Origin of the sequence: Pseudomonas sp. KCJK9058, from assembly GCF_046230975.1 — a bacterium.
GTDB classification, from domain to species: Bacteria; Pseudomonadota; Gammaproteobacteria; order Pseudomonadales; family Pseudomonadaceae; genus Aquipseudomonas; species Aquipseudomonas alloputida.
In genome coordinates this window covers 1-20,826 of the sequence record NZ_JBJJLR010000047.1, presented here as the reverse complement: position 1 = coordinate 20,826, position 20,826 = coordinate 1, and the positions used below count along the sequence as shown (strand labels likewise).

The window sequence follows — 20,826 nt, the reverse complement described above, 5'->3', positions numbered from 1 at the left end:
AAGGGCCGGTACAGCACACCACTTCCGTGGGCGCTTACGAGCTCTTCGCAGCACAAGCCTGCTCCAAGGCACTGCTGCCAAGCGCACACACAGCACATAATCACCAAACAGCCCATGCCCCCTGCGCTATGATCAGCCCCTAAGCCTTAGCGCCGAGTCAATTGCATGGAGCCTATGACCACCCCTAGCGCCACCCTGGACACCAGCTGCCAACCGGCCTGCCTGCGTATTACCGGTGACTGGACCCTGGCACACTACGCCAACCTCAAGCGCGAGAGCGAGCGCCTGCGCACGCAGTGCGCTGCCAACACGATCGCCGACCTCAGCCAGCTGGGCCGCCTGGACACCGCCGGTGCTTCGCTGCTGGCCGAACTGCTAGGCTCCGAGCGCCTGTCGCGCTGCACCCACGCGCTGCCTGAAGCCAGCCAGGCGCTGCTGAAGAATGTCTACTGTTCGGTCCAGGATTACTGCATCCCGGTCAAGGAGCCCGAGCGCAATGTGCTGTTGTTGCTGCTGGAGCGCATCGGCTGCGCCGTCGGCACGCTGTGGCAGGACAGCATGCAACTGCTTGGTTTCGTTGGTGTGATTCTAGAAACCCTGCTGCGCCGCGCCTTCCAGCCACATCGCTGGCGCTTCACTCCTGTGGTGGCACACATTGAACAGACCGGCCTGGATGCCGCGCCCATCGTTGCGTTGCTGACCTTTCTGGTGGGCGCCGTAGTCGCTTTTCTCGGCGCCACGGTGCTGGCCGACTTCGGCGCGACCATTTTCACCGTCGACCTGGTTGCGTTCTCGTTCCTGCGCGAGTTCGCCGTGCTGCTGACCGCCATTCTCATGGCCGGCCGCACTGCCAGCGCGTTCACCGCGCAGATCGGCTCGATGAAGGCCAACGAAGAAATTGACGCCATCCGCACGCTGGGCCTCAACCCCATGGAACTGCTGGTGGTGCCGCGGGTACTGGCCCTGCTGATTTCGCTACCGTTGCTCACCTTTGTCGCGATGATCTGCGGCATCGTTGGCGGTGCGGTGGTATGCGCCCTGACGCTGGATATTTCGCCGGCCATGTTCCTGTCGCTGCTGCAAAGCGACATTGGCGTGCAGCACTTCCTGGTAGGCCTGGCCAAGGCACCGTTCTTCGCCTTCCTGATCGCCGCCATCGGCTGCCTGGAAGGCTTCAAGGTCAGCGGCAGCGCCGAGTCGGTGGGGGCACACACCACCTCGGCAGTGGTGCAGTCGATTTTTGTGGTCATCGTGCTGGATGCGGTGGCAGCACTGTTCTTCATGGAGATGGGCTGGTGAGTGGCCAGGATTGCGTAATCGAAGCCCGCGGCATCTGCAACCGCTTCGGCCGCCAGGTGGTACATGAAAACCTTGACCTTGACCTGTACCGCGGCGAAATCCTCGCCGTGGTAGGCGGCTCAGGCAGCGGCAAGTCGGTGCTTCTGCGCAGCATCATTGGCCTGCGCCGGCCCAATGAAGGGCAGATCAAGGTGCTCGGCCAGGACCTGACCGGCCTGCGCGAAGAACAGCGTTCACTGGTCGAGCGGCGCTTTGGCGTGCTGTTCCAGAAGGGGGCGCTGTTCTCTTCGCTGACGGTGACCGAAAACGTGGCCTTGCCGCTGATCGAGCACGCCGGGCTGTCGCGCAATGATGCCGAGCACTTGGCGGGGGTGAAATTGGCCCTTGCCGGTTTGCCGATCTCGGCTGCCGACAAGTACCCGGCCTCGTTGTCGGGGGGCATGATCAAGCGCGCAGCGCTGGCTCGCGCCCTGGCCCTGGACCCGGACATCCTGTTCCTCGACGAACCCACGGCTGGCCTGGACCCGATCGGTGCCGCGGCATTTGACCAGTTGATCCTTACCCTGCGCGATGCTCTGGGGCTGTCGGTGTTCCTGATCACCCACGACCTCGACACCCTGTACACCATCACCGACCGCATCGCGGTGCTGTCGCAAAAGAAAGTCCTGGTGGCCGGCCCGCTGGCCGAGGTCGAGAAGACCAACGACACCTGGATCCAAGAATACTTTCACGGCCCTCGCGGGCGCGCCGCCGAACAGGCTGCCACCCGTGCCGGGCAGGAGCGCTGAGCAATGGAAACCCGAGCCCATCACGTCCTCATCGGCCTGGTCACCGTTCTGGTGGTGGCCGGGGCCATGCTGTTCGGCCTGTGGCTGGCCAAGTCCAGTGTCGACGATGCCTTCAAGGATTACGAAGTAGTGTTCAACGAAGCCGTGTCTGGCCTTTCCCGAGGCAGCACGGTGCAGTACAACGGCATCAAGGTGGGCGACGTGTCGACCCTGCGTCTGGACCCGAAAGACCCGCGCCGGGTATTGGCACGGGTGCGCCTGAGCGCCGATACCCCGGTGAAGGAAGACACCCAGGCCAAGCTGACCCTGGCCGGCGTCACCGGCAACTCATTCATCCAGCTCAGTGGCGGCACGCCGCAAAGCCCCGAGCTTAAAGGCAAGGACGGCAAGCTGCCGGTGATCATCGCTTCGCCATCGCCAATCTCGCGCCTGCTCAACGACAGCAGCGACCTGGTGACCAACATCAACATGCTGCTCCATAACGCCAACCAGATGTTCTCTGAGGACAACATAGGCCACCTCAGCAACACGCTGGCCAACCTCGACAAGACCACCGGCGCCTTTGCCGGCCAGCACGGCAGCATCGCCGAGGCCATCGAACAGCTGGTAAAGGTGGGTAATCAGGCCAGCGCCACCCTGGCCGAAACCCAGGCGCTGATGCGCAATGCCAACGGCCTGCTGGGTAGCGAAGGCAAACAGGCGATCGGTAGCGCCGAACAGGCCATGCAGTCACTGGCCCAAAGCACGGCAACCATCAATAGCCTGCTCAAGAACAACAGCGAGGCTATCGGTGACGGCGCCCAGAGCCTGAACCAGCTCGCCCCGGCCATTCGTGAACTGCGCGAAACCCTTAACGCGCTCAAAGGCATTTCCCGGCAACTGGAGGCCGACCCGAGCGGCTACCTGCTTGGCCGCGACAACAACAAGGAGTTCCAGCCATGAATCTGTCGCTGCGCCTGCTGACCCTGACGGCCTCGATGAGCCTGGTCAGTGCCTGCTCGATCCTGCCGAAGAGCGAACCTGTGGACCTTTATCGCCTGCCTGTGAACCAGCCCAGCCGCACAGCCCCGCCGCTGGAGTGGTCATTGCGCCTGAACAAGCCGCTGGCCAGTGAAGTGTTGGCCGGGCCGCGCATTGCCGTCATTCCCCAAGGCGATGTGATAAGCAGTTACAAGGGCGCACGCTGGAGCGATGCGGCTCCGGTGCTGCTGCGCAACCGCCTGCTTGATGGATTCCAGCGTGACGGCCAGGTGCAGCGCCTGAGCGCTGACGACAGTAACCTGCAAGCCGACTACGAGCTGGCTGGCGAGCTGCAGGCGTTTCAGAGTGAGTACCGCCCGGGCGGGGCGGTGGAGGTGGTGATCCGCTACGATGCGCGTCTGGTTAAGGGGCGCGACCAGCGCATCCAGGCCAGCAAGCGCTTCGAGATTCGCCAGCCGCTTGCCGACAAGCAAGTGTCAGCGGTAGTCGCCGGCTTTGGTCTGGCCAGCGACCAGCTGGTGGGGCAGGTGGTGAGCTGGACCATTGCCCAGGCCAACCAGGCACAGCTGAAGGTTCAGGCGAAGAACCAGTAGCAGACGAAGATCGCCGCGACCACCCCTGAAAACTCGGCCAGCAGTGCGCAACCGACCGCATGGCGCACGCGCTGGATGCCCACGGCACCAAAGTACACGGCCAGTACGTAGAAGGTGGTTTCGGTGCTGCCCTGAATCGTCGCCGCCACCAAGGCAGGGAAACTGTCCACGCCTTGGGTCTGCATGGTCTCGATCAGCATTGCCCGCGCTGCGCTGCCAGAGAACGGCTTGACCAGCGCGGTGGGCAAGCCCTCGACGAAGCGCGTGTCCAGGCCCATCCAGTTCACCGCATGGCGAATACCGTCCAGGGCCAGCTCCAGGGCACCAGAGGCGCGCAGCACACCCACCGCCACCAGCATCGCCACCAGGTAGGGCAGCAGGCTCTTGGCCACATCGAAGCCTTCCGTGGCGCCTTCGACAAAGGCTTCATACACCTTCACCCGTTTCAGGGCGCCCACCACCAGGAACAGCATGATCACGCCAAACAGCGTGAGGTTGCCCATGAGCGACGACAGGCTGGCCAGCGCGGCGGCCGACAGGGTGCCAAGAAAAGCCATGAAGCCTCCCAGCAGCAAAGCGCCGGGGATGAAGTAGGCAAGCACCACCGGGTCCCACAGACGCAAACGCTGCATCACTGCCACCGACAGCAGACCTACCAGGGTTGAGACGCTGGTCGCTAGCAGGATTGGCAGAAACACCATGGTCGGGTCTGGTGCGCCTTGCTGAGCCCGGTACATGAAGACGGTTACCGGCAGCAGGGTCAGCGACGAGGCGTTGAGCACCAGGAACAGGATCTGCGCGTTGCTCGCGGTGGTGCTGCCAGGGTTCAGCTCCTGCAGCGCGCGCATGGCTTTCAGGCCAATCGGCGTAGCGGCGTTGTCGAGTCCCAGGCCGTTGGCGGCGAAGTTCATGGTAATCAGGCCCAGGGCCGGATGGCCGGGCGGCACCTCCGGCATCAGGCGGGCAAACAGAGGGCCTAGCACCTTGGCCAGCCACTCGACGATACCGGCCTTTTCGGCGATCTTGAGAAAGCCCAGCCACAGGGTCAGTGTGCCGAACAGCAGCACCATCACCTCGACCGACAGCTTGGCCATGGCGAAGATGCTTTCGACCATTGCCGCGAAGATGCCTGCGTTGCCACCCACCAGCCATTGGGCCAGGGCGGACACCGCCGCCACCAGGAAAAAGCCGAGCCAAAGGCCGTTGAGCATCCGTATGTTCCCCCTGAAAAGTGCCCGAATAATAGCGTATCGCAGCTGGTGACTGGAGACCGCGGGCCTGACACAGGGACTGTATAACCCTTAAGACTGCGCGCCCCTCAGCGTTCGAGCAAGACTGTCGCTGCCACTAGAGGCCCAGGTTCTCGCAGATAGCAAAAAGCCCCGACAAGTCGGGGCTCTTGGTCAAACAGCCATCAGGCTCAGCGCTTGGCGGTTTCGCCAACCACTGCAGCTTCCTGCTTCTCGGCCAGCAGCGAGGCGTAGTACTGCTCGCCCTTGACCGCGTCGTACATGCCTTCCCAGCGAGCAATGACCAATGCAGCCAAGGCGTTGCCCACAACGTTCAGCGCAGTTCGGGCCATGTCCATGATGCGGTCCACGCCCGCGATGAAGGCCAGGCCTTCCAGCGGAATGCCGACGCTGCCCAAGGTGGCCAGCAGTACCACGAACGATACGCCCGGCACACCCGCGATACCTTTGGAAGTGACCATCAGGGTCAGTACCAGCAGCAGCTGCTGGCTCCACGACAGGTCGATACCGTACAACTGGGCAATGAAGATCGCCGCGATGCTCTGGTACAGGGTCGAACCGTCGAGGTTGAACGAGTAGCCGGTCGGTACCACGAACGAGCAGATCGACTTTGGCGCACCGTACTTCTCCATCTTCTCGATCACCCGCGGCAGCACGGTTTCCGAGCTGGAGGTGGAGTAGGCCAGGATCAGCTCATCTTTCATGATGCGCATGATCTTGATCACCGAGAAGCCGAACAGGCGGGCAACCAGGCCCAGTACCATGAAGGCGAAGAAGGCGATGGCGAAGTACACCAGCAGCACCAGCTTGGCCAGCGGCAGCAGCGAGCTGAAACCGAAGTTGGCCACGGTCACGGCAATCAGGGCGAACACGCCGATCGGGGCATAGTTCATGATCATGTGAGTGACCTTGAACATGGTTTCCGAAACAGCCTGGAAGGTACGAACCAGCGGGTCACGCAGCTCTGCCTGCAGGCTCGACAGACCCAGGCCGAACATCACCGAGAAGAAGATGATCGGCAGCATTTCGCCACGCATCAGCGCTGCGAAGATGTTCGACGGAATCAGGTTGAGCAGGGTTTCGATGAACGCGTGCTCATGCTGCACTTCGGCCGCTGTCGCCTGGTACTTGGAGATGTCCACCGTGCCCAGGGTGCTCATGTCGATGCCGGCACCTGGATGGAACAGGTTGGCCAGCACCAGGCCTACGACGATGGCGATCGTGGTCACCACTTCGAAGTAGATGATGGTCTTCAGGCCGATGCTGCCCAGTTTCTTCGCGTCGCCAACACCGGCGATACCCACGATCAGCGACGAAATCACGATCGGGACGACGATCATCTTGATCAGGCGGATGAAGATGTCACCAGCGGGCTGAAGGACGTTGCTGATCCACCATGCCTTTTCTGCACTGAAATGATTCAGTAGCGCGCCGATTGCAACACCCAGGACCAGACCGATGACGATCTGCCAGGCGAGGCTCAGTTTTGCCTTCTTCATGTCTTTACCCTTTGTTTTAGTGGTCATGGCACCTGGCGGAAACACGCGTAACAGCGCCATAGGCAAGGTCACGGGCAGTAAGGATTCCGTCAGGCGACGTCATGTAAGGACACCGCAGGCGAGCGACCGGGCGCTCTGGCCAGCGAAAAAGGCGGCAACTATTGCGACGGCAAGGGGCGAAAGCTAATGCCTGAAACGCATGGCCCATGCCGTTTATGCATACTGTTTTCGACCTAGCCGGCAGCTTCGCAAGTGCTTGATTTATAACATTCGGAATCCCGAACAAGACCAAACCGCCATATTTCGGCAGATTTGGCGGGACAGGTAGGACATGAAAGATGGCCTGTTCGACAATCCGAATGGCGTAAATGCCACTTGTAGCAGCACCAAGAAGGTCGAAAAAAATTTGATGTACGGTCGAGACAAAATGTGTCCCAGGGGAAAAAACGCGCAAGGGAAGCGAGGTTTCCCACATGGCTCCTCGGAAGTCAGGTCTGGCAAGGCATCCCTGTGACACCGCCGACCTGAGACTTCCGATTCCGCCTTTCCTGACCCGGCCCATTACTGGAGGCACTCCCTGTACCCCTAGGCCACTCCGATCCTGAAACAATCAGAGCAGCCCGACCCCTTGGTCATGTGCTACCCCTCCTCGGGGCGGCGCATCATAGAAGGCTGAACTATAGAAAGCTTCAGCTTCTATTACGTGACAGTGAGTGACCTTTCATCCGTGCCGGCAATAATGCTCAGTACCAGTTCGGGTCACGTTTGAGCTGCTCCTGCAGCATTGCCTTCATGCCGTCGTCAGGTTTGCCCAGCCAGCGGTACTGCGCATGACGGGTGGGCGACTTGTCGCTCGGCAAACCTTCGGGTACCTCCACGAGCATTCCGTAGGCATCATCCTTGTCCCAACTGAACGCCAAGATCAGCCGCTTGTAGGTACAGTTGTCCTGTTTTTCGCACAGCGGGCCGACCAGGTATTTGTCGCCGTCCTCCGTAACGGCAGACATCTGCTCCTGGGCACTGCCGGTCAGATTGACCACCCAATCGGGCAGGCGTTCCTCGCCTTCGAGGGTGTCCTGCCAGGTTTCCCGGTACTCCGGGTCCGAGCCGAGCAGCTGGTCGACCCGAACTTGGCCGTCATTGGCCGCCATGGCCGCCGCGCTGCCGCCCAGCAACAGGGCGGCGACCACGGCTGAACGAAGCTTCCTGCTCATCTTCAACCTCGTCCGCGTCCAAAGAAGAAGGAGGCTACAAACAACACCAGGAAGACAATGAACAGGATCTTGGCGATACCTGTAGCAGCGCCCGCGATACCACCGAAGCCCAATACGGCGGCGACAATGGCGATGATGAGGAAAGTGATAGCCCAACTCAGCATGGTAGTTCTCCTTTCTTTTTGCGGAATCGATCCGGCCGCTTGGTCAGAAAACCCAGCGTTCCTGGGGAACAACTTTTTCCACAGTGGCCGGTGAGGCAATGGCCTGGCCAGCTGGCTGCCAGTCAGCGGCCTTGACCAAGGTGTTGGCACGGGTTGCCTGAATCTGCGTCAACAGGGCAGTCTGAGCTGCCACCTGCTCAGCCAGACGCGCCGTCTGCAAGCTGTAATAGAAGAGGCCAGCGGCCAAGGTCAGCAGCATCGCCATGCCGAGTGTCAGCATCTGGCGCAAAGGCAGTGCGGCGCTCTGCGAGCGGTTGACGGATTGGCGGTTCATGCTGGCTCTCCTGCTGTAATTTTTGTTCAACCTGAACAGGTAATTGCAGCCTGCATGCCAGCCTTTTGATTTAAAGAAAATCCTTATAAATCAATGATTTAACCAATAAACGAATGCATCATGAGGACGTATCCTGCACGATGGCGCCTGTACGGTCGTGCGAATTGCACGATCAGCCTTCAACCTTGGTCGCCACCTTCAGCAGGTCAGCATCCACGCCCCGTACGCCGATGATCTGCCGGGCGATCTCCACGGCGATGGTTTTCTGCTCCCCGCTAACCACTTCGCCCGAGAGCCGCACCATGCCTGCTTCGCTGGCCACCTTCAGGTTCAGGCCATCGAGGTTGCGACTGAAGCGATAGCTGCTCTGGATCTTGTCGACGATCCAGCTGTCGCTCGGCTGCGGCCCGGTTGGCGCACCCGCTGGTGTTTCCCGCGCTTTGGCCATGGCAGCGGTATCGAGGCTGACCAGGTTGTTGACCAGGTACACGCCGTCGGTGGTACGCGCTACCACGCCCGCCAACTCCTTGGCTTCGGCACTGTCGACCTTGCCACGCAACGTCACCACACCTTCACTGCTTTGTACTTCTATAGGGGCCTTTTCGGTGGTACGGCTCCACAACAGCCGAGCACGGATCACCGCCGCCAGGGTCACATCCTCCAGGCGCTGGGCGTAGGCACGCAACTCCAGTGGACGCTCCACCAGTTGGGTATTGACCTGCAGTAGGTTCTCCACCTGTTCGATGCCCCGGGTAGCGCGGGCCACGTCCTCGGCCAGCTGCCGCTCGACCTCGTTCTCCACCTCACCGGAAAGCCGCGCCTGCTTGCCGTCCACTTCAACCTTGATACGAAATGAATCAAGCATGCGGTTCAGTGACAAAGCGGTTTGCAGGGCGCCTTCCAGGCGCGCGTCCTGCACAGGGTCGGCGAATGCCGGGGTAAACATGGGTAGCAGGGTGGCGGCCAAAACGGCTGTACGCAGGGAAAAGGGCATGGCAGTGCCTCCTTCGTGGGCAAAATCTGAAAAACATCGCAACCAATGTGCCAGCGCGTGTCTCTAAGCAAATCATTGAAGAATCACGGCTTGTAGACATCGTTCGGCCACTGGCTAGCATGCAAAGGACAGAATCCTTCAGAATTGACCATGCAACTTGCCCGATTTTTCCCACACTAAATAAAGATCTTTCCCTAAGGAGCACAGGAAATGGAATCAGCCCAGGACAACCAAGGCCGCATTCTACTGGTGGATGACGAGTCCGCGATCCTGCGCACGTTCCGCTACTGCCTGGAAGACGAGGGCTACAGCGTGGCCACGGCCAACAGCGCCGCTCAGGCAGAAACCCTACTGCAGCGCCAGGTGTTCGACCTATGCTTCCTCGATTTGCGCCTGGGTGAAGACAACGGCCTCGACGTGCTGGCACAGATGCGTATCCAGGCCCCGTGGATGCGGGTGGTGATCGTCACCGCGCACTCAGCGATCGACACCGCAGTGGATGCCATCCAGGCCGGCGCTGCCGACTACCTGGTCAAGCCGTGCAGCCCCGACCAGTTGCGCCTGGCCACTGCCAAGCAACTGGAGGTGCGCCAGCTTTCTGCGCGCCTGGAAGCCCTGGAAGGTGAAGTACGCAAGCCCAAGGACGGCCTCGATTCCCATAGCCCGGCCATGATGGCGGTGCTGGAAACCGCCCGCCAAGTCGCCATCACGGACGCCAACATCCTCATCCTTGGCGAATCTGGTACCGGCAAGGGCGAACTGGCACGGGCCATCCATGGCTGGAGCAAGCGTGCTCGCAAAGCCTGCGTGACCATCAACTGCCCGTCGCTTAACGCCGAGCTGATGGAAAGCGAGCTATTCGGCCACACCCGCGGCGCCTTCACCGGCGCCAGCGAAAGCACCCTGGGGCGGGTCAGCCAGGCTGACGGGGGCACATTGTTCCTCGACGAGATCGGCGATTTCCCGCTGACCTTGCAGCCCAAACTGCTGCGTTTCATCCAGGACAAGGAATATGAACGCGTCGGCGACCCGGTTACCCGACGTGCCGATGTACGTATCCTGGCTGCCACCAACCTCAACCTTGAAGAGATGGTGCGCGAAAGCCGCTTTCGCGAAGACCTGCTGTATCGCTTGAACGTGATTACCCTGCACCTGCCCCCGCTGCGCGAGCGCAGTGAAGACATCCTCATCCTGGCCGACCGCTTCCTTGCCCGCTTCGTCAAGGAATACTCCCGCCCCGCCCGCGGTTTCAGTGACGAGGCCCGCGCCGCCCTGCTCAACTACCGCTGGCCTGGCAACATTCGCGAACTGCGCAACGTAGTGGAACGGGCCAGCATCATCTGCCCGCAGGAAAGAGTGGAAATCAGCCACCTGGGCATGGGTGAACAACCCGCCGGCAATGCCCCACGCGTAGGTGCCGCGCTTAGCCTGGATGAGCTGGAACGTGCCCATATCGGTGCCGTACTGGCCGCCAGCGATACCCTCGATCAAGCCGCCAAGACCTTGGGCATCGATGCTTCTACCCTGTACCGCAAGCGCAAGCAGTACAACCTATGAAATGGCCGCCCATGAAGCTGCGTACGCGGCTTTTCCTCAGCATCTCGACGCTCGTCACGGTGGCGTTGCTGGGGCTGCTGCTGGGTCTGGTCAGCATGCTGCAGATGGCTACAGTGCAACAGCAACTGGTGCGCGATACCACCCATGTCCTGGAAGTGGGGCTGAAGTTGCGCCAGAACCTGGGCGAACAGCTGATGCTGATTCTCGATGAAGACACCGCCCCGGAAAGCCTGCGGCTGCTGCAGGAAAACTTCCAGGACCTGCTCAACCAAGGGCTGGAGCAAGGCGGTGAGCGCACCGGTTTCAGCAAGGCCAGCAGCAACTACCAGGCCTTCCTCCAAACCTATCGCGACAGCGCCACACCCGCTCGCAGCATGGGTGCCGATCAGCCGCTTGGGGCCGCGTTCAATCAGGTGCGCACCGACCTGATCGATTCCCACAAGCAGGCATTGGACCTGATTACCCATAGCGAGGAGCGCACCCGTGACCGCGCCTTGCTGGTCAGTGGTGTACTCGGCCTGATGGGGTTGGTGGTGTTGGTACTGGGGTTTATCACCGCTCACAATATCGCCCGGCGTTTCGGCCAGCCGATCGAAGCCTTGGCCAAGGCGGCCGATCAGCTAGGCAAGGGCAATTTCGACGTTACGTTGCCGGTTACCCAGGCCGCCGAGCTTAACCAGCTGACCCGCCGTTTTGGTCTGATGGCCGATGCCTTGCGCAAGCACCAGGCCACCAACGTTGACGAGCTGCTGGCCGGCCAGCAGCGTTTACAGGCCGTACTCGACAGCATCGACGACGGCCTGCTGATCATCGACCGCCAGGGCCGCCTCGAGCACCTCAACCCGGTGGCGCAGCGCCAGCTGGGCTGGAACGATAGCCGCGTGGGCAGCAGCCTGGTCGAAGCCCTGCAGCGACCCGAGCTTGAGCAACAACTGCGCCAGGTTCTGCGCGGGGGCAGCCTCGACCGCCCACCGGACGACCTGAACATGGAGGTCGATGACGAATCACGTCTGCTCACCTACAGCCTGACCCCGGTCAGCCACCCGCAGGGGCCAATCCTCGGCGCAGTGATGGTGCTGCACGATGTAACCGAGCAAAGGGCCTTCGAGCGAGTGCGCAGCGAATTCGTGCTGCGCGCCTCCCACGAACTGCGCACCCCGGTGACCGGCATGCACATGGCCTTCGGCCTGCTGCGCGAGCGGGTCAAGTTCCCGCCCGAAGCCCGCGAGAACGACCTGCTGGAAACCATCGGCGAAGAAATGCAGCGTCTGACCCAACTGATCAACGACCTGCTCAACTTCTCCCGTTATCAGAGCGGTTTGCAAAAGCTCGAGCTGGCCCCCTGTGCCATCGACGACCTGCTGGAGCATGCGCAATTGCGCTTTGCCGAACACGCTGCGCACAAGCAGATCGAGTTGATCAAAGAACTGGACCCGCCGCTACCGCGCATCCAGGCCGACGTCGCCCAGTTGGATCGAGTGCTGGACAACTTGCTGCACAACGCCATCCGCCATACCGCCAACGGTGGGCGCATTCGCCTGCATGCCCGACGGCACGCGGAACGGGTGATTATCAGCGTCGAGGACAATGGAGAGGGCATTTCCTATGGGCAGCAAGCGCGCATCTTCGAGCCTTTCGTGCAGGTAGGTCGCAAGAAAGGCGGTGCTGGGCTGGGGCTCGCGCTGTGCAAGGAGATTGTGCAGCTGCACGGAGGGCGTATGGGCGTGTTTTCTCGGCCGGGGCAGGGGACACAGTTCTACATGGCGTTGCCGGTCTGATTGCTTAAACGCGCCTACACCCGCCGCGGCAGGTGCCCGCGAGTCACCAACTCGGCAAACTGCCGGGCGTTCAGCGGGCGGGCGAACAACCAGCCCTGGCCATAATTGACCCCCTCGCTGTTCAGCAGCACTGCCTGGTCCTCGAACTCGATACCTTCGGCAATTACCCGCAAGTGCAAGTCATGGGCCATGCGGATGATATGCGGGGCCACGCCGCTACTGGCGGCATCGTGGCCCAGAGCGTCGATGAATGCCTTGTCGATCTTCAGGCAGTCCACTGGCAGGGTTTGCAGGTAGGCCAGGCTGCAATAACCGGTACCAAAGTCATCGATCAGCACCTGGTGCCCCACGGCGCGTAGCGCCTGCAGATTGTCACGGGCGACCACCACGTCGATCAGGCCGCGCTCGGTCACCTCGAAGGCAATCTGGCTGGGCGCCACTCGATGCAAAGCCAACAAACGCGCCGCCACCCGGCCAATACGTGGCACCATCACATCGCAGGCCGCCAGGTTTATCGATATGTATAGCTTGGGGTGCGAGCGCAATAGCTGGCCAAGCTGTTCAAGCACACGCTGCAGGACAAAGTCGGTGATCTGGCGAATCTGCCCGGTATTCTCCGCCAGCGGAATGAACAGGTCCGGGCTGGTCAGGGTGCCGTCCGGGCGGCGCCAGCGCACCAAGGCCTCGGCGCCCACACAGCGCCGGCTGTCGAGCTCGATGATGGGTTGGTAGAGCACCTGCAGCTCTCCTCGACGCAAGGCATTTTGCAACTCTGAGCTCATCGACCGCCGTTGCAGAATCAACTGCAGTACCAACCAACCGATACAGCAGGCCGCCAGCACGCTGCCGGGGAACAGCAACCAGAGCATGCCGTTCATCCTCAGCGGCAGACTGGCCCTCGGGGCAATCAGCACCAACTGGTAATCCGGCGACTTGGTCGGCATTCGGTAGATCAGCCGATCACTGAGTTCCAGCAGCGACTTGTGGCTGGTCGACCAGGCCGAGGGCGGAGGCCATACCTGTGGCGGGCCAAGCACCGGAATGGCCCGGGCGCCGTTATCCAGCACCACAACCAGGCTGCCGCCCGGGGGCAGGTCCACCACATCGGTCAAATGCCCACGGGAGGTGGACACCAGAAACTTGCCCCGGCCCAGCATCAGTGCTGCCAGGTTCTCGTTCGGCTCGGTGGTTGTGTTAAGCCAGTAGCTGTACGTCGGCCCCTGGATATCTGGCGCCCGCAAGGGAACGAACGCTCGCTCATCACCGCGGTTGGAGCAGGCAACATTGTCATCTACATAAGCCGCTTCATAGATGAACCGCGAGCTCAGGCCAACCTGTTGCAAGGCTGCCAGCATCGCCGGGCTGCAGCCGCGCAAGGGTTGGGCCTGCAGCAGGTCGACCCCCTCGCGCAACTGGCCGAACACCTGTTCGAGCCGGTCCAGAAAACGCTCGCCCTGGGCATTCATCTGTTCGCTTTCGCTTTGCTTCATTTGTTGCAGGGCAATGCCAATGCTGGCAGAGAGCAACACCGCGGCGCTGGCCAGCGCTGCCAAAGTGGCCAGCATCCAGGGGCGGTAAAAAATTTGGCGCAGCAAGGTAATGAGGGCTGACATCGAAGGCATCCAGTTGATAACCAAGGTATAGCAACGGAATCAATAATCACCCTCACCGTTTGGCGCTTCGCTGCAATCCACCCCACGCTCTTTGTAGAGGCAGCCTTGTGGCTGCGATGAGAACGTTAATAAACCGCGTCGACCAAACCCGCCTCTTCGTAGCGCAAGGCTGCTGCAACAAGTACCTCGCCCGCCACGACTCAACGCATGCGGTTAAGTACCTGCAGCATCGCTGCTGTCTGCGCATCCGGCATGCCGTCGAAGCGCTGCGGGCGGAAGCGCATCTGGAAGGCGGCAATCACATGACGTGTGGCGACATCCAGCACGCCGGTCTGCTCGATCTGATAGCCAAACCGTGCCAGCTCCTGCTGGTACCAGCCAACGCTTGGCGGGTTGACGCTGAAGTAGGCTTGCTGCCGTGCCACGGCGTTAGCATCCGGCCAGATACCCAGCCCGGCATCGGCCAGGCGCTTCCACGGGAACAATGGCCCCGGGTCCAGCTTGCGCAGCGGGGCGATGTCACTGTGGCCGATGATATGGCGTGGTTCGATGTTGTTGCGTTTGACAATGTCCTTGAGCAGCGCGATCAGCGACTGGATCTGCGCCTCGCTGTAAGGGTGCCAGACCCGGCCGTTCGGGGTGTCGGTAAAGCCCGGGTTGACGATCTCGATACCAATGGACGAGGAGTTCAGCCAGGTGCGCCCCTGCCACTGGCTATCACCGGCATGCCAGGCACGACGGTTTTCATCCACCAGTTGATACACCGTAGCCGGGCCATCGCCGATCAGGTAATGGCTGCTGACTTCTCCCTGGGTAAGCAGCGCCAGGGAGCGCTCCAGCGAAGCATTGGTGTAATGCAGGACAACGAACTGGATGCGGTTGTCCTGGTTGGCCGAAGGGTGACTGCGGTCGATGCGCAGGCCCGTCGAGCAACCGGCGACAGACAACAGCAAAAAGGAAATCAGGGTTTTTTTAAGCGTGGAAAGCACGTCAGTGGCCTCAGCGTATGAGCGCTACAGTATAACGTGCTCACCTGCGCTGTGCCTGCCGAGGAAACGGCGGCTGGCTAGCCTTGCTCGACGCGATTACGCCCCTGCTCCTTTGCCCGGTACAGCGCTGCATCGGCTCGTTTGAGCACCTGGTCGCTGCGTTCGCCAGAACGGAATGCACCCAGGCCGATGGAGGTGGTGATCACTACCCGCTCACCCTTGAAGTGGAATGGGCAGGCTTCGACTGTGGCGCGCAACACCTCGGCCATTTGCGCAGCGACTGCGGGCGTAGTCTGCGGCAACAGCAAGACGAATTCCTCGCCGCCAAAACGGGCGATGAAATCCCGGCCCCGCAGACGCTTGCGCAACTGGTCGGCCACGATCTTGAGGACCTTGTCCCCAGCCAGATGACCATAGTTGTCGTTGATGCGTTTGAAATGGTCCAGGTCAAGAATCGCCATCGCCAGATGACCGCCGTTTTCCTGCCAGTCAAGCATTTCGCGTTCGACTTGCTCGCTCCAGGCCGCACGGTTGGGCAGGCCGGTGAGCGGGTCCAGCAGCGCTTTCTGGCGCTGTTCTTCCAGGTGCTCGCGATAGCCAAGCGCCTCATGCTCCATGCTCGCCACCCGCTCCGACAAGCCTTGCAAGCGACCGGCCAGTTCCTGCTCGCGGCGATCACGCTCGTGCTTGTGCTCGTCCATGGTCAGCAGCAAGCCTTCCAGGCGGTTTTCCAGAATGTGCTTGAGGCTGTCTACATCGGCGGCACCTTGCACGCTGCTTTGCAGGCCGTCGACGTGCTCACGCAGTTGGCTATCCAGCTCGCGGGCAGCGGTGCTGTTGTCCGCGTGACCGGCACTGGCCTCGTGCAGGTGGCTCTGGAAACCTTCCAGGCGTTCATTGAGCTGCTGCAGGTAGGTTTCGAATTCGTGCTGGCCGCTGTCGGTGATCGCCAGCATGAGTACTGCCAAGTCATCCAGCACCGGGATCAGCTCATACCAGTTCAAGCCGCGAGCAACTCGCTCGCGCATTTCCAACGCCTGAGCCTTGTGGCGCTCGGGCAGGCTAAGGTCATCGAGCAGACCGATCAGGGTCTGCTCGATGTGCGCGGCAACCTGGCTGTAAGGCGGCTCCACTGCGTAGGGCAGGGCATAGGGGCCGTCTTCACCAAAGGTTTCTTCAAGGGCTTGTAAGGGTTCTGCCTCAGCCAATGGCTCGCTGGCGGAAACTGCAGCTTCCGGCAATGGCGCCTTGTCCCTTGGCAACGGGGCTGGCGCCATTTCGGCCGTTTCGATCAGCGCTGGGCCAAATGCCTCCAGCTCAAGCTCGGGCGCTTCGGCCACCTCGGCAGTCGGAGCAGCAGGGGCCGGCAACGGTTGTAGCGCATCGACGTCATCGGGCCGCGAGGGCTCGGCACTGCCGGCTGCCTGGGGCACAACCTCGGCAGCAGGCAACGCCACCGGCGCAAGCTCTGCTCCTGCCTGTGCATCTTCCTCGCGGCTTCCGAACAACCGCTGCAGAAACCCGGGTCGGGCTTCTTCACCCGGCTTGCCAAGGGCCGACAGCGCGCGCCCCTGCAAGCCGCTCAACTCGCCCAACAGCGGCGGCAGCTCGCGTGACTGGGCAACCCCGCCGTCGAGCTTCTTCGCCAGTTTTTTCAATGGCCGCGAGATATCACTGGGCAGGGGCAGGCCTTGCAGTTGGCCAACCAGTGCGGTCAGCGCATCGCTGACTTGGTTCATGCGGGTTTCGCGACGCTGTTCGGAATCCAGTACCGCTTTCTCAAGGCGCGGAATCAAGCCGGCGAGGCCGGCGTCCATGTTGTCGCTGCGAATGACATCGCGCATTTCCTTCATGCACTCGTCTACCACCTTGTCACTGCCTTCAGCAGCCAGGGTGCTGCGCACCAGGCCTCGACGCAGCAGGTCAAGACGGGCATCCCAACGGCGTTCGAGCTTTTCTTGCTGCTCGATGCTTTTAAGGTATTTTTCTTTCCAGCGCTCAGCGTCTTCAGTCATGCCCGGGTCCGCAAACGGTGATGGCAATTAGCTCAAAACCGGCAGCGTATCCACAGTCAATGCATCAGGCAATCGAATCTCGACAGCAACGGGAAGGTGGTCCGAAATTGGCTGCGCCAGCACCTCGACACGCTCCAGCGTGAGGCTTGAACTGAGCAAAATATGATCAAGGCAACGCTGCGGTCGCCAGCTGGGGAAGGTGGCCTCGACTTGCGGGGCGACCAGGCCCAGGTCGCGCAGTGGCGAATGCTCCAGCAGGTCGGTGGCATGGGTGTTCATGTCACCCATCAGCACCTGGTGACGGTAACCGCCTATCAGCTCGCGGATATAACCCAACTGCAGGGCGCGGGTCTTGGCCCCCAATGCCAGGTGCATCATCACCACTATCAGCGCATCTTCGCCTTCGCCAAACCGCACCAGAATCGCACCTCGCCCGGCCGGGCCAGGCAATGGATGGTCTTCGAGCAGTTGCGGCTTCAGGCGGCTGAGCACACCGTTGCTGTGCTGGGCAAAACGCCCAAGGTTGCGGTTGAGCTGCTGGTACCAATAGGGGAAGGCCCCCAAGTGAGCCAGGTGTTCGACCTGGTTGACATAGCCCGAGCGCAGGCTGCCACCATCGGCTTCCTGCAGGGCCACCAGGTCGAAGTCGCCCAGCAACCTGCCGATCTTCTGCAGGTTACCGGCACGGCCGTTATGCGGCAGCAGGTGCTGCCAGCTACGCGTCAGGTAATGGCGGTAGCGCTCGGTGCTTATGCCCACCTGGATGTTGAAACTGAGCAGCCGCAGACGACCATCCTCGGGCAGGCCCGGGGCCTGCAGGTGATGCTCGTTGACCTGCGGCTCGTGCAGGCCAATGCCACGCGTAGCTCTGAAGCGGGGCATGGGTGACGCCGCCTACTTGGCAGCGCGCTCCTTGTCGATCAGCTGGTCGGCGACATTCAGCACGCCTTCCGGTCCGCCGGCAGTCCCCAGGTCGAAGCGGTACTTGCCGTTGACGACCATGCTCGGTACGCCGGTGATTTCATACTTCTTCGCCAATTCCTTGGCCTGTTTGACCTGGCCCTTGATGGCGAACGAGTCGAAGGTGGCGAGGAACTTGTCCTTGTCCACACCTTGAGTGGCGAGGAAGTCGGCCATGTCGTTCTTGTCGGTCAGGCGCTTGTGCTGGTTCTGAATGGCATCGAACACCGCCGCGTGCACCTTGTGCTCGACGCCCATGGCTTCGAGGGTCAGGAACATCTGGCCGTGTGCATCCCACGGGCCACCGAACATGGCCGGTATGCGCTTGAAGTTGACGTCCTTGGGCAGCTTTTCAGCCCAAGGGTTGATGGTCGGCTCGAAGTGGTAGCAATGTGGGCAGCCGTACCAGAACAGCTCGACGACTTCGATCTTGCCAGGCACGGAAACCGGAACAGGGTTGCTCAGCTCGATGTATTCCTTGCCGGCGACAGGCTCGGCGGCCTGAACGGCAGTCATACCGAATACGCTGGCGGCGACCAGCGCAGCGCTGAGAATCAGTTTACGCATGCTTTACTCCTGAGCAGTCATGGGTCGCCACGACGCGACCTGCACTGAGACAGGCCGGGAAGGGCTCGAGTTCTGTAGTGTAACGGCTGCGGACGGAAAAAAGGGCAGCCCGGCCGCCCTTTCATCATTGACCTACAACATTAACCGAAAGTTAATGCAGGCCCTGGATGTAGCTGGCCAACGCTTCGATGTCATGGTTGCTCAGCTTGCCAGCGATGGTGCGCATGGTCATGGCATCGCCATCGTTGGTACGGTTGCCTTCGCGGAAATCAGTGAGCTGCTTGGCCACGTACTGCGAGTGCTGCCCGCCCAGGTGCGGGAAGCCGGCCAGGGCGATGCCCGCGCCGTTAGGCGAGTGGCAGCCAGTGCAGGCCGGCATGCCCTTTTCCAGGTCGCCACCATTGAACAGCGCACGGCCGCGCTCGACCAGTTTGGGATCGGCGGCACCCACGCTGCCTTTCTGGCTGGAGAAGTAGGCGGCGATATCGGCCAGATCCTGGTCGCTGAATGCGGCCAGCATGCCGGTCATTTCCAGCACGGTACGCTTGCCCGACTTGATATCGTGCAGTTGTTTTTCGAGATAGCGCTGGCCTTGGCCGGCCAGTTTCGGGAAGTTCGGTGCCAGGCTGTTGCCGTCAGGATTGTGGCAGGCGCCACAGACGGCGGTCTTGGCCTGGCCAGCGGCGGCATCGCCTTTGATAGGTTGCGCAGCAGTGGCCGCACCAGCGACACCCAGGGTCAACAGCAGACTCACGACTAGTTTGTTCATCAGCTAATCCAACACGGCTAAGGGTGAAATGTTATGTATCGGGACTGCCGCTCATCCAAAGGATGACCAAACGGTAGTCCTCGGCACTGCAGTCCATGCACAATCCACGCGGCGGCATAGCCTTGAAACCCTGGGTCACGTGCTTCACCAGTACATCCATGCCTTGCGCCAGCCTTGGCTCCCATGCTGCCCGGTCACCCCGTCTGGGTGCCTGTGGCAACTGCCCGGTGTGGCAGGCCGCACACGTGCGGTTGTACAACACCTCGGGATCCTGTGTAGCCTGTGCGCTGAAAAACGGCAGGAACATACCGACAGCAAGCAGCCATTTCGCCATGCGGAACGACCTTCAGGGTTGGGGGCCGCGCTGCGTTCTGTTGCGCGAGCTATTGTTCGACACCCCATGCCCGTTCTCCTTCGCTGGGAGAATGAGCACACAAAAACTGGGGCATTATATACTTCCGCCATCCAAACGGAAACGACACCGCTTGCCAGGCTTGGCTCTACAAAGTCAGGCAACACCCACATCGGATATCCCATGCAAGTCAAGAACCCCATCCTCGGCCTCTGCCAGAAAGCCAAATTCGCCCTCAGCGCAGCCAAGGTCGAACAATGCCCGGACGACCAGGGCTACGAGGTGGCTTTTGCCGGCCGTTCCAACGCCGGCAAATCCAGCGCCCTCAATACCCTGACTCATGCCAGCCTGGCGCGTACCTCGAAAACTCCCGGACGCACCCAGCTGTTGAATTTCTTCAGTCTGGACGATGAACGGCGTTTGGTCGACCTGCCGGGCTATGGTTATGCAAAAGTCCCGATTCCGCTCAAGCAGCACTGGCAGAAACACCTGGAAGCCTACCTGGGCAGCCGTGAGTGCCTGCGTGGCGTGATCCTGATGATGGACGTGCGTCACCCGATGACCGACTTCGACAAGATGATGCTCGACTGGGCCAAGGCCAGCAGCATGCCGATGCACATCCTGCTGACCAAGGCCGACAAGCTGACCCACGGCGCGGGCAAGAACACACTGCTGAAAGTACAGTCGGAAATCCGCAAGGGCTGGGGGGATGGCGTGACCATCCAGCTGTTCTCGGCACCCAAGCGCCTGGGCGTGGAAGACGCCTACCGAGTGCTGGCAGACTGGATGGAACTGGAAGACAAGCCGGTCATTTAATGCTTTGCGCCTGACCCATAGGAGCGGGTTTGCCCGCAAAAGGGCCGGGCCTGCTCTCCACCCGCCGTTCACCGTTGCCGCCACTACCGTATTCGCGGGTAAACCCGCTCCTACACCTGATCGGGGTTGGACACGCTTTGGTGATTGGGCGCAGGCCCTTGTAGGCGCGGGTTGCCCCCCCGCCGGAGCGGGGAAAAGCGGAAGCGCTGCTGCCGGGCAGACCCGGCCTCCGAGGCCCACCTCACAACCCACCGGAAAATGCCCGCGCAAAAAAAACCCCGCCTTCCTTGGGGG

The 20,826-nt window shown here is 61.4% G+C and carries 20 protein-coding genes; 7 read left to right on the top strand and 13 right to left on the bottom strand.

What is annotated here, in order from left to right:
- Positions 1–165: 165 nt before the first annotated feature.
- The 4 genes from ACK59Z_RS21075 to ACK59Z_RS21060 are packed head-to-tail and all read left to right on the top strand — an operon-like array spanning position 166 to position 3,661.
- Positions 166–1,299, top strand: coding sequence for an ABC transporter permease (locus ACK59Z_RS21075; RefSeq protein ID WP_011953163.1), 1,134 nt, complete (start codon positions 166–168; stop codon positions 1,297–1,299).
- The gene (locus tag ACK59Z_RS21070) at positions 1,296–2,087 is read left to right on the top strand and encodes an ABC transporter ATP-binding protein (RefSeq protein ID WP_014754977.1); all 792 of its coding nucleotides are present in this window, start codon (positions 1,296–1,298) and stop codon (positions 2,085–2,087) included. Before ACK59Z_RS21075 ends, ACK59Z_RS21070 begins: the two co-directional genes overlap by 4 nt.
- A 3-nt stretch (positions 2,088–2,090) precedes the next feature.
- Positions 2,091–3,029: an MlaD family protein gene (locus tag ACK59Z_RS21065; protein WP_014754976.1), complete on the top strand. Its 939-nt coding sequence runs from the start codon at positions 2,091–2,093 to the stop codon at positions 3,027–3,029.
- Positions 3,026–3,661 (top strand): ABC-type transport auxiliary lipoprotein family protein, encoded by a 636-nt coding sequence (locus ACK59Z_RS21060; RefSeq protein WP_003252953.1) that lies wholly within the window; start codon positions 3,026–3,028, stop codon positions 3,659–3,661. The genes ACK59Z_RS21065 and ACK59Z_RS21060 overlap by 4 nt, the downstream gene beginning before the upstream one ends.
- Here the strand turns inward: ACK59Z_RS21060 and ACK59Z_RS21055 are convergent.
- The 6 genes from ACK59Z_RS21055 to ACK59Z_RS21030 form a co-directional block, all read right to left on the bottom strand.
- Complete coding sequence (locus ACK59Z_RS21055; protein WP_108192127.1) at positions 3,643–4,872, bottom strand: nucleoside recognition domain-containing protein; 1,230 nt, start codon at positions 4,870–4,872, stop codon at positions 3,643–3,645. The genes ACK59Z_RS21060 and ACK59Z_RS21055 overlap by 19 nt on opposite strands.
- A 209-nt stretch (positions 4,873–5,081) precedes the next feature.
- Positions 5,082–6,410 (bottom strand): glutamate/aspartate:proton symporter GltP, encoded by a 1,329-nt coding sequence (gene gltP, locus ACK59Z_RS21050; protein WP_011953158.1) that lies wholly within the window; start codon positions 6,408–6,410, stop codon positions 5,082–5,084.
- A 743-nt stretch (positions 6,411–7,153) separates the two neighbouring features.
- Entirely contained in the window at positions 7,154–7,624 is a 471-nt protein-coding gene (locus ACK59Z_RS21045) for an inhibitor of vertebrate lysozyme family protein (protein ID WP_409293638.1), read from the bottom strand.
- A 2-nt stretch (positions 7,625–7,626) separates the two neighbouring features.
- A complete protein-coding gene (locus ACK59Z_RS21040) occupies positions 7,627–7,788 on the bottom strand; it encodes a DUF1328 domain-containing protein (RefSeq protein ID WP_003252966.1) in 162 nt (53 codons plus the stop codon).
- A gap of 43 nt (positions 7,789–7,831) precedes the next feature.
- Complete coding sequence (locus ACK59Z_RS21035; protein ID WP_003252968.1) at positions 7,832–8,122, bottom strand: hypothetical protein; 291 nt, start codon at positions 8,120–8,122, stop codon at positions 7,832–7,834.
- A 172-nt stretch (positions 8,123–8,294) separates the two neighbouring features.
- Positions 8,295–9,116 carry a BON domain-containing protein gene (locus ACK59Z_RS21030; RefSeq protein WP_108192125.1) on the bottom strand — a complete coding sequence of 274 codons (822 nt, stop codon included), beginning with the start codon at positions 9,114–9,116 and terminating at the stop codon, positions 8,295–8,297.
- Between the two features lie 210 nt (positions 9,117–9,326).
- Between ACK59Z_RS21030 and algB the strand changes: the two genes are divergently transcribed.
- Both algB and ACK59Z_RS21020 read left to right on the top strand, forming a co-directional pair.
- The gene (gene algB, locus ACK59Z_RS21025) at positions 9,327–10,673 is read left to right on the top strand and encodes a sigma-54-dependent response regulator transcription factor AlgB (protein WP_070095339.1); all 1,347 of its coding nucleotides are present in this window, start codon (positions 9,327–9,329) and stop codon (positions 10,671–10,673) included.
- Complete coding sequence (locus tag ACK59Z_RS21020; RefSeq protein ID WP_003252975.1) at positions 10,670–12,451, top strand: KinB sensor domain-containing domain; 1,782 nt, start codon at positions 10,670–10,672, stop codon at positions 12,449–12,451. Before algB ends, ACK59Z_RS21020 begins: the two co-directional genes overlap by 4 nt.
- A gap of 14 nt (positions 12,452–12,465) precedes the next feature.
- Here ACK59Z_RS21020 and ACK59Z_RS21015 read toward each other — a convergent pair whose 3' ends face one another.
- From ACK59Z_RS21015 to ACK59Z_RS20985, 7 genes are all read right to left on the bottom strand, one after another.
- Entirely contained in the window at positions 12,466–14,064 is a 1,599-nt protein-coding gene (locus tag ACK59Z_RS21015; RefSeq protein ID WP_047603787.1) for an EAL domain-containing protein, read from the bottom strand.
- 200 nt (positions 14,065–14,264) lie between these two features.
- A complete protein-coding gene (locus ACK59Z_RS21010; RefSeq protein ID WP_011953154.1) occupies positions 14,265–15,053 on the bottom strand; it encodes an N-acetylmuramoyl-L-alanine amidase in 789 nt (262 codons plus the stop codon).
- A 77-nt stretch (positions 15,054–15,130) separates the two neighbouring features.
- Complete coding sequence (locus ACK59Z_RS21005) at positions 15,131–17,068, bottom strand: GGDEF domain-containing protein (RefSeq protein WP_108192124.1); 1,938 nt, start codon at positions 17,066–17,068, stop codon at positions 15,131–15,133.
- Between the two features lie 27 nt (positions 17,069–17,095).
- The gene (locus tag ACK59Z_RS21000; RefSeq protein ID WP_003252985.1) at positions 17,096–17,950 is read right to left on the bottom strand and encodes an endonuclease/exonuclease/phosphatase family protein; all 855 of its coding nucleotides are present in this window, start codon (positions 17,948–17,950) and stop codon (positions 17,096–17,098) included.
- Between the two features lie 12 nt (positions 17,951–17,962).
- Complete coding sequence (gene dsbA / locus ACK59Z_RS20995; protein ID WP_108192123.1) at positions 17,963–18,595, bottom strand: thiol:disulfide interchange protein DsbA; 633 nt, start codon at positions 18,593–18,595, stop codon at positions 17,963–17,965.
- A gap of 151 nt (positions 18,596–18,746) precedes the next feature.
- Positions 18,747–19,364: a cytochrome c gene (locus ACK59Z_RS20990; protein ID WP_003252989.1), complete on the bottom strand. Its 618-nt coding sequence runs from the start codon at positions 19,362–19,364 to the stop codon at positions 18,747–18,749.
- 31 nt (positions 19,365–19,395) lie between these two features.
- Positions 19,396–19,698, bottom strand: a complete 303-nt coding sequence (locus ACK59Z_RS20985) for a cytochrome c5 family protein (RefSeq protein ID WP_003252992.1) — start codon at positions 19,696–19,698, stop codon at positions 19,396–19,398.
- Between the two features lie 201 nt (positions 19,699–19,899).
- On the opposite strand from ACK59Z_RS20985, the gene yihA reads away from it, so the two are divergent.
- Positions 19,900–20,532 carry a ribosome biogenesis GTP-binding protein YihA/YsxC gene (yihA, locus tag ACK59Z_RS20980; RefSeq protein WP_003252993.1) on the top strand — a complete coding sequence of 211 codons (633 nt, stop codon included), beginning with the start codon at positions 19,900–19,902 and terminating at the stop codon, positions 20,530–20,532.
- Positions 20,533–20,826: the final 294 nt, after the last annotated feature.

Bases quoted from the DNA above. Each gene is read 5' to 3' on its own strand.
- ACK59Z_RS21075 (WP_011953163.1), top strand. From the start codon at position 166: ATGGAGCCTATGACCACCCCTAGCGCCACCCTGGACACCAGCTGCCAA.
- ACK59Z_RS21065 (WP_014754976.1), top strand. From the start codon at position 2,091: ATGGAAACCCGAGCCCATCACGTCCTCATCGGCCTGGTCACCGTTCTG.
- ACK59Z_RS21060 (WP_003252953.1), top strand. From the start codon at position 3,026: ATGAATCTGTCGCTGCGCCTGCTGACCCTGACGGCCTCGATGAGCCTG.
- ACK59Z_RS21055 (WP_108192127.1), bottom strand. From the start codon at position 4,872: ATGCTCAACGGCCTTTGGCTCGGCTTTTTCCTGGTGGCGGCGGTGTCC.
- gltP (WP_011953158.1), bottom strand. From the start codon at position 6,410: ATGAAGAAGGCAAAACTGAGCCTCGCCTGGCAGATCGTCATCGGTCTG.
- ACK59Z_RS21045 (WP_409293638.1), bottom strand. From the start codon at position 7,624: ATGAGCAGGAAGCTTCGTTCAGCCGTGGTCGCCGCCCTGTTGCTGGGC.
- ACK59Z_RS21040 (WP_003252966.1), bottom strand. From the start codon at position 7,788: ATGCTGAGTTGGGCTATCACTTTCCTCATCATCGCCATTGTCGCCGCC.
- ACK59Z_RS21035 (WP_003252968.1), bottom strand. From the start codon at position 8,122: ATGAACCGCCAATCCGTCAACCGCTCGCAGAGCGCCGCACTGCCTTTG.
- ACK59Z_RS21030 (WP_108192125.1), bottom strand. From the start codon at position 9,116: ATGCCCTTTTCCCTGCGTACAGCCGTTTTGGCCGCCACCCTGCTACCC.
- algB (WP_070095339.1), top strand. From the start codon at position 9,327: ATGGAATCAGCCCAGGACAACCAAGGCCGCATTCTACTGGTGGATGAC.
- ACK59Z_RS21020 (WP_003252975.1), top strand. From the start codon at position 10,670: ATGAAATGGCCGCCCATGAAGCTGCGTACGCGGCTTTTCCTCAGCATC.
- ACK59Z_RS21015 (WP_047603787.1), bottom strand. From the start codon at position 14,064: ATGTCAGCCCTCATTACCTTGCTGCGCCAAATTTTTTACCGCCCCTGG.
- ACK59Z_RS21005 (WP_108192124.1), bottom strand. From the start codon at position 17,068: ATGACTGAAGACGCTGAGCGCTGGAAAGAAAAATACCTTAAAAGCATC.
- ACK59Z_RS21000 (WP_003252985.1), bottom strand. From the start codon at position 17,950: ATGCCCCGCTTCAGAGCTACGCGTGGCATTGGCCTGCACGAGCCGCAG.
- dsbA (WP_108192123.1), bottom strand. From the start codon at position 18,595: ATGCGTAAACTGATTCTCAGCGCTGCGCTGGTCGCCGCCAGCGTATTC.
- ACK59Z_RS20990 (WP_003252989.1), bottom strand. From the start codon at position 19,364: ATGAACAAACTAGTCGTGAGTCTGCTGTTGACCCTGGGTGTCGCTGGT.
- ACK59Z_RS20985 (WP_003252992.1), bottom strand. From the start codon at position 19,698: ATGGCGAAATGGCTGCTTGCTGTCGGTATGTTCCTGCCGTTTTTCAGC.
- yihA (WP_003252993.1), top strand. From the start codon at position 19,900: ATGCAAGTCAAGAACCCCATCCTCGGCCTCTGCCAGAAAGCCAAATTC.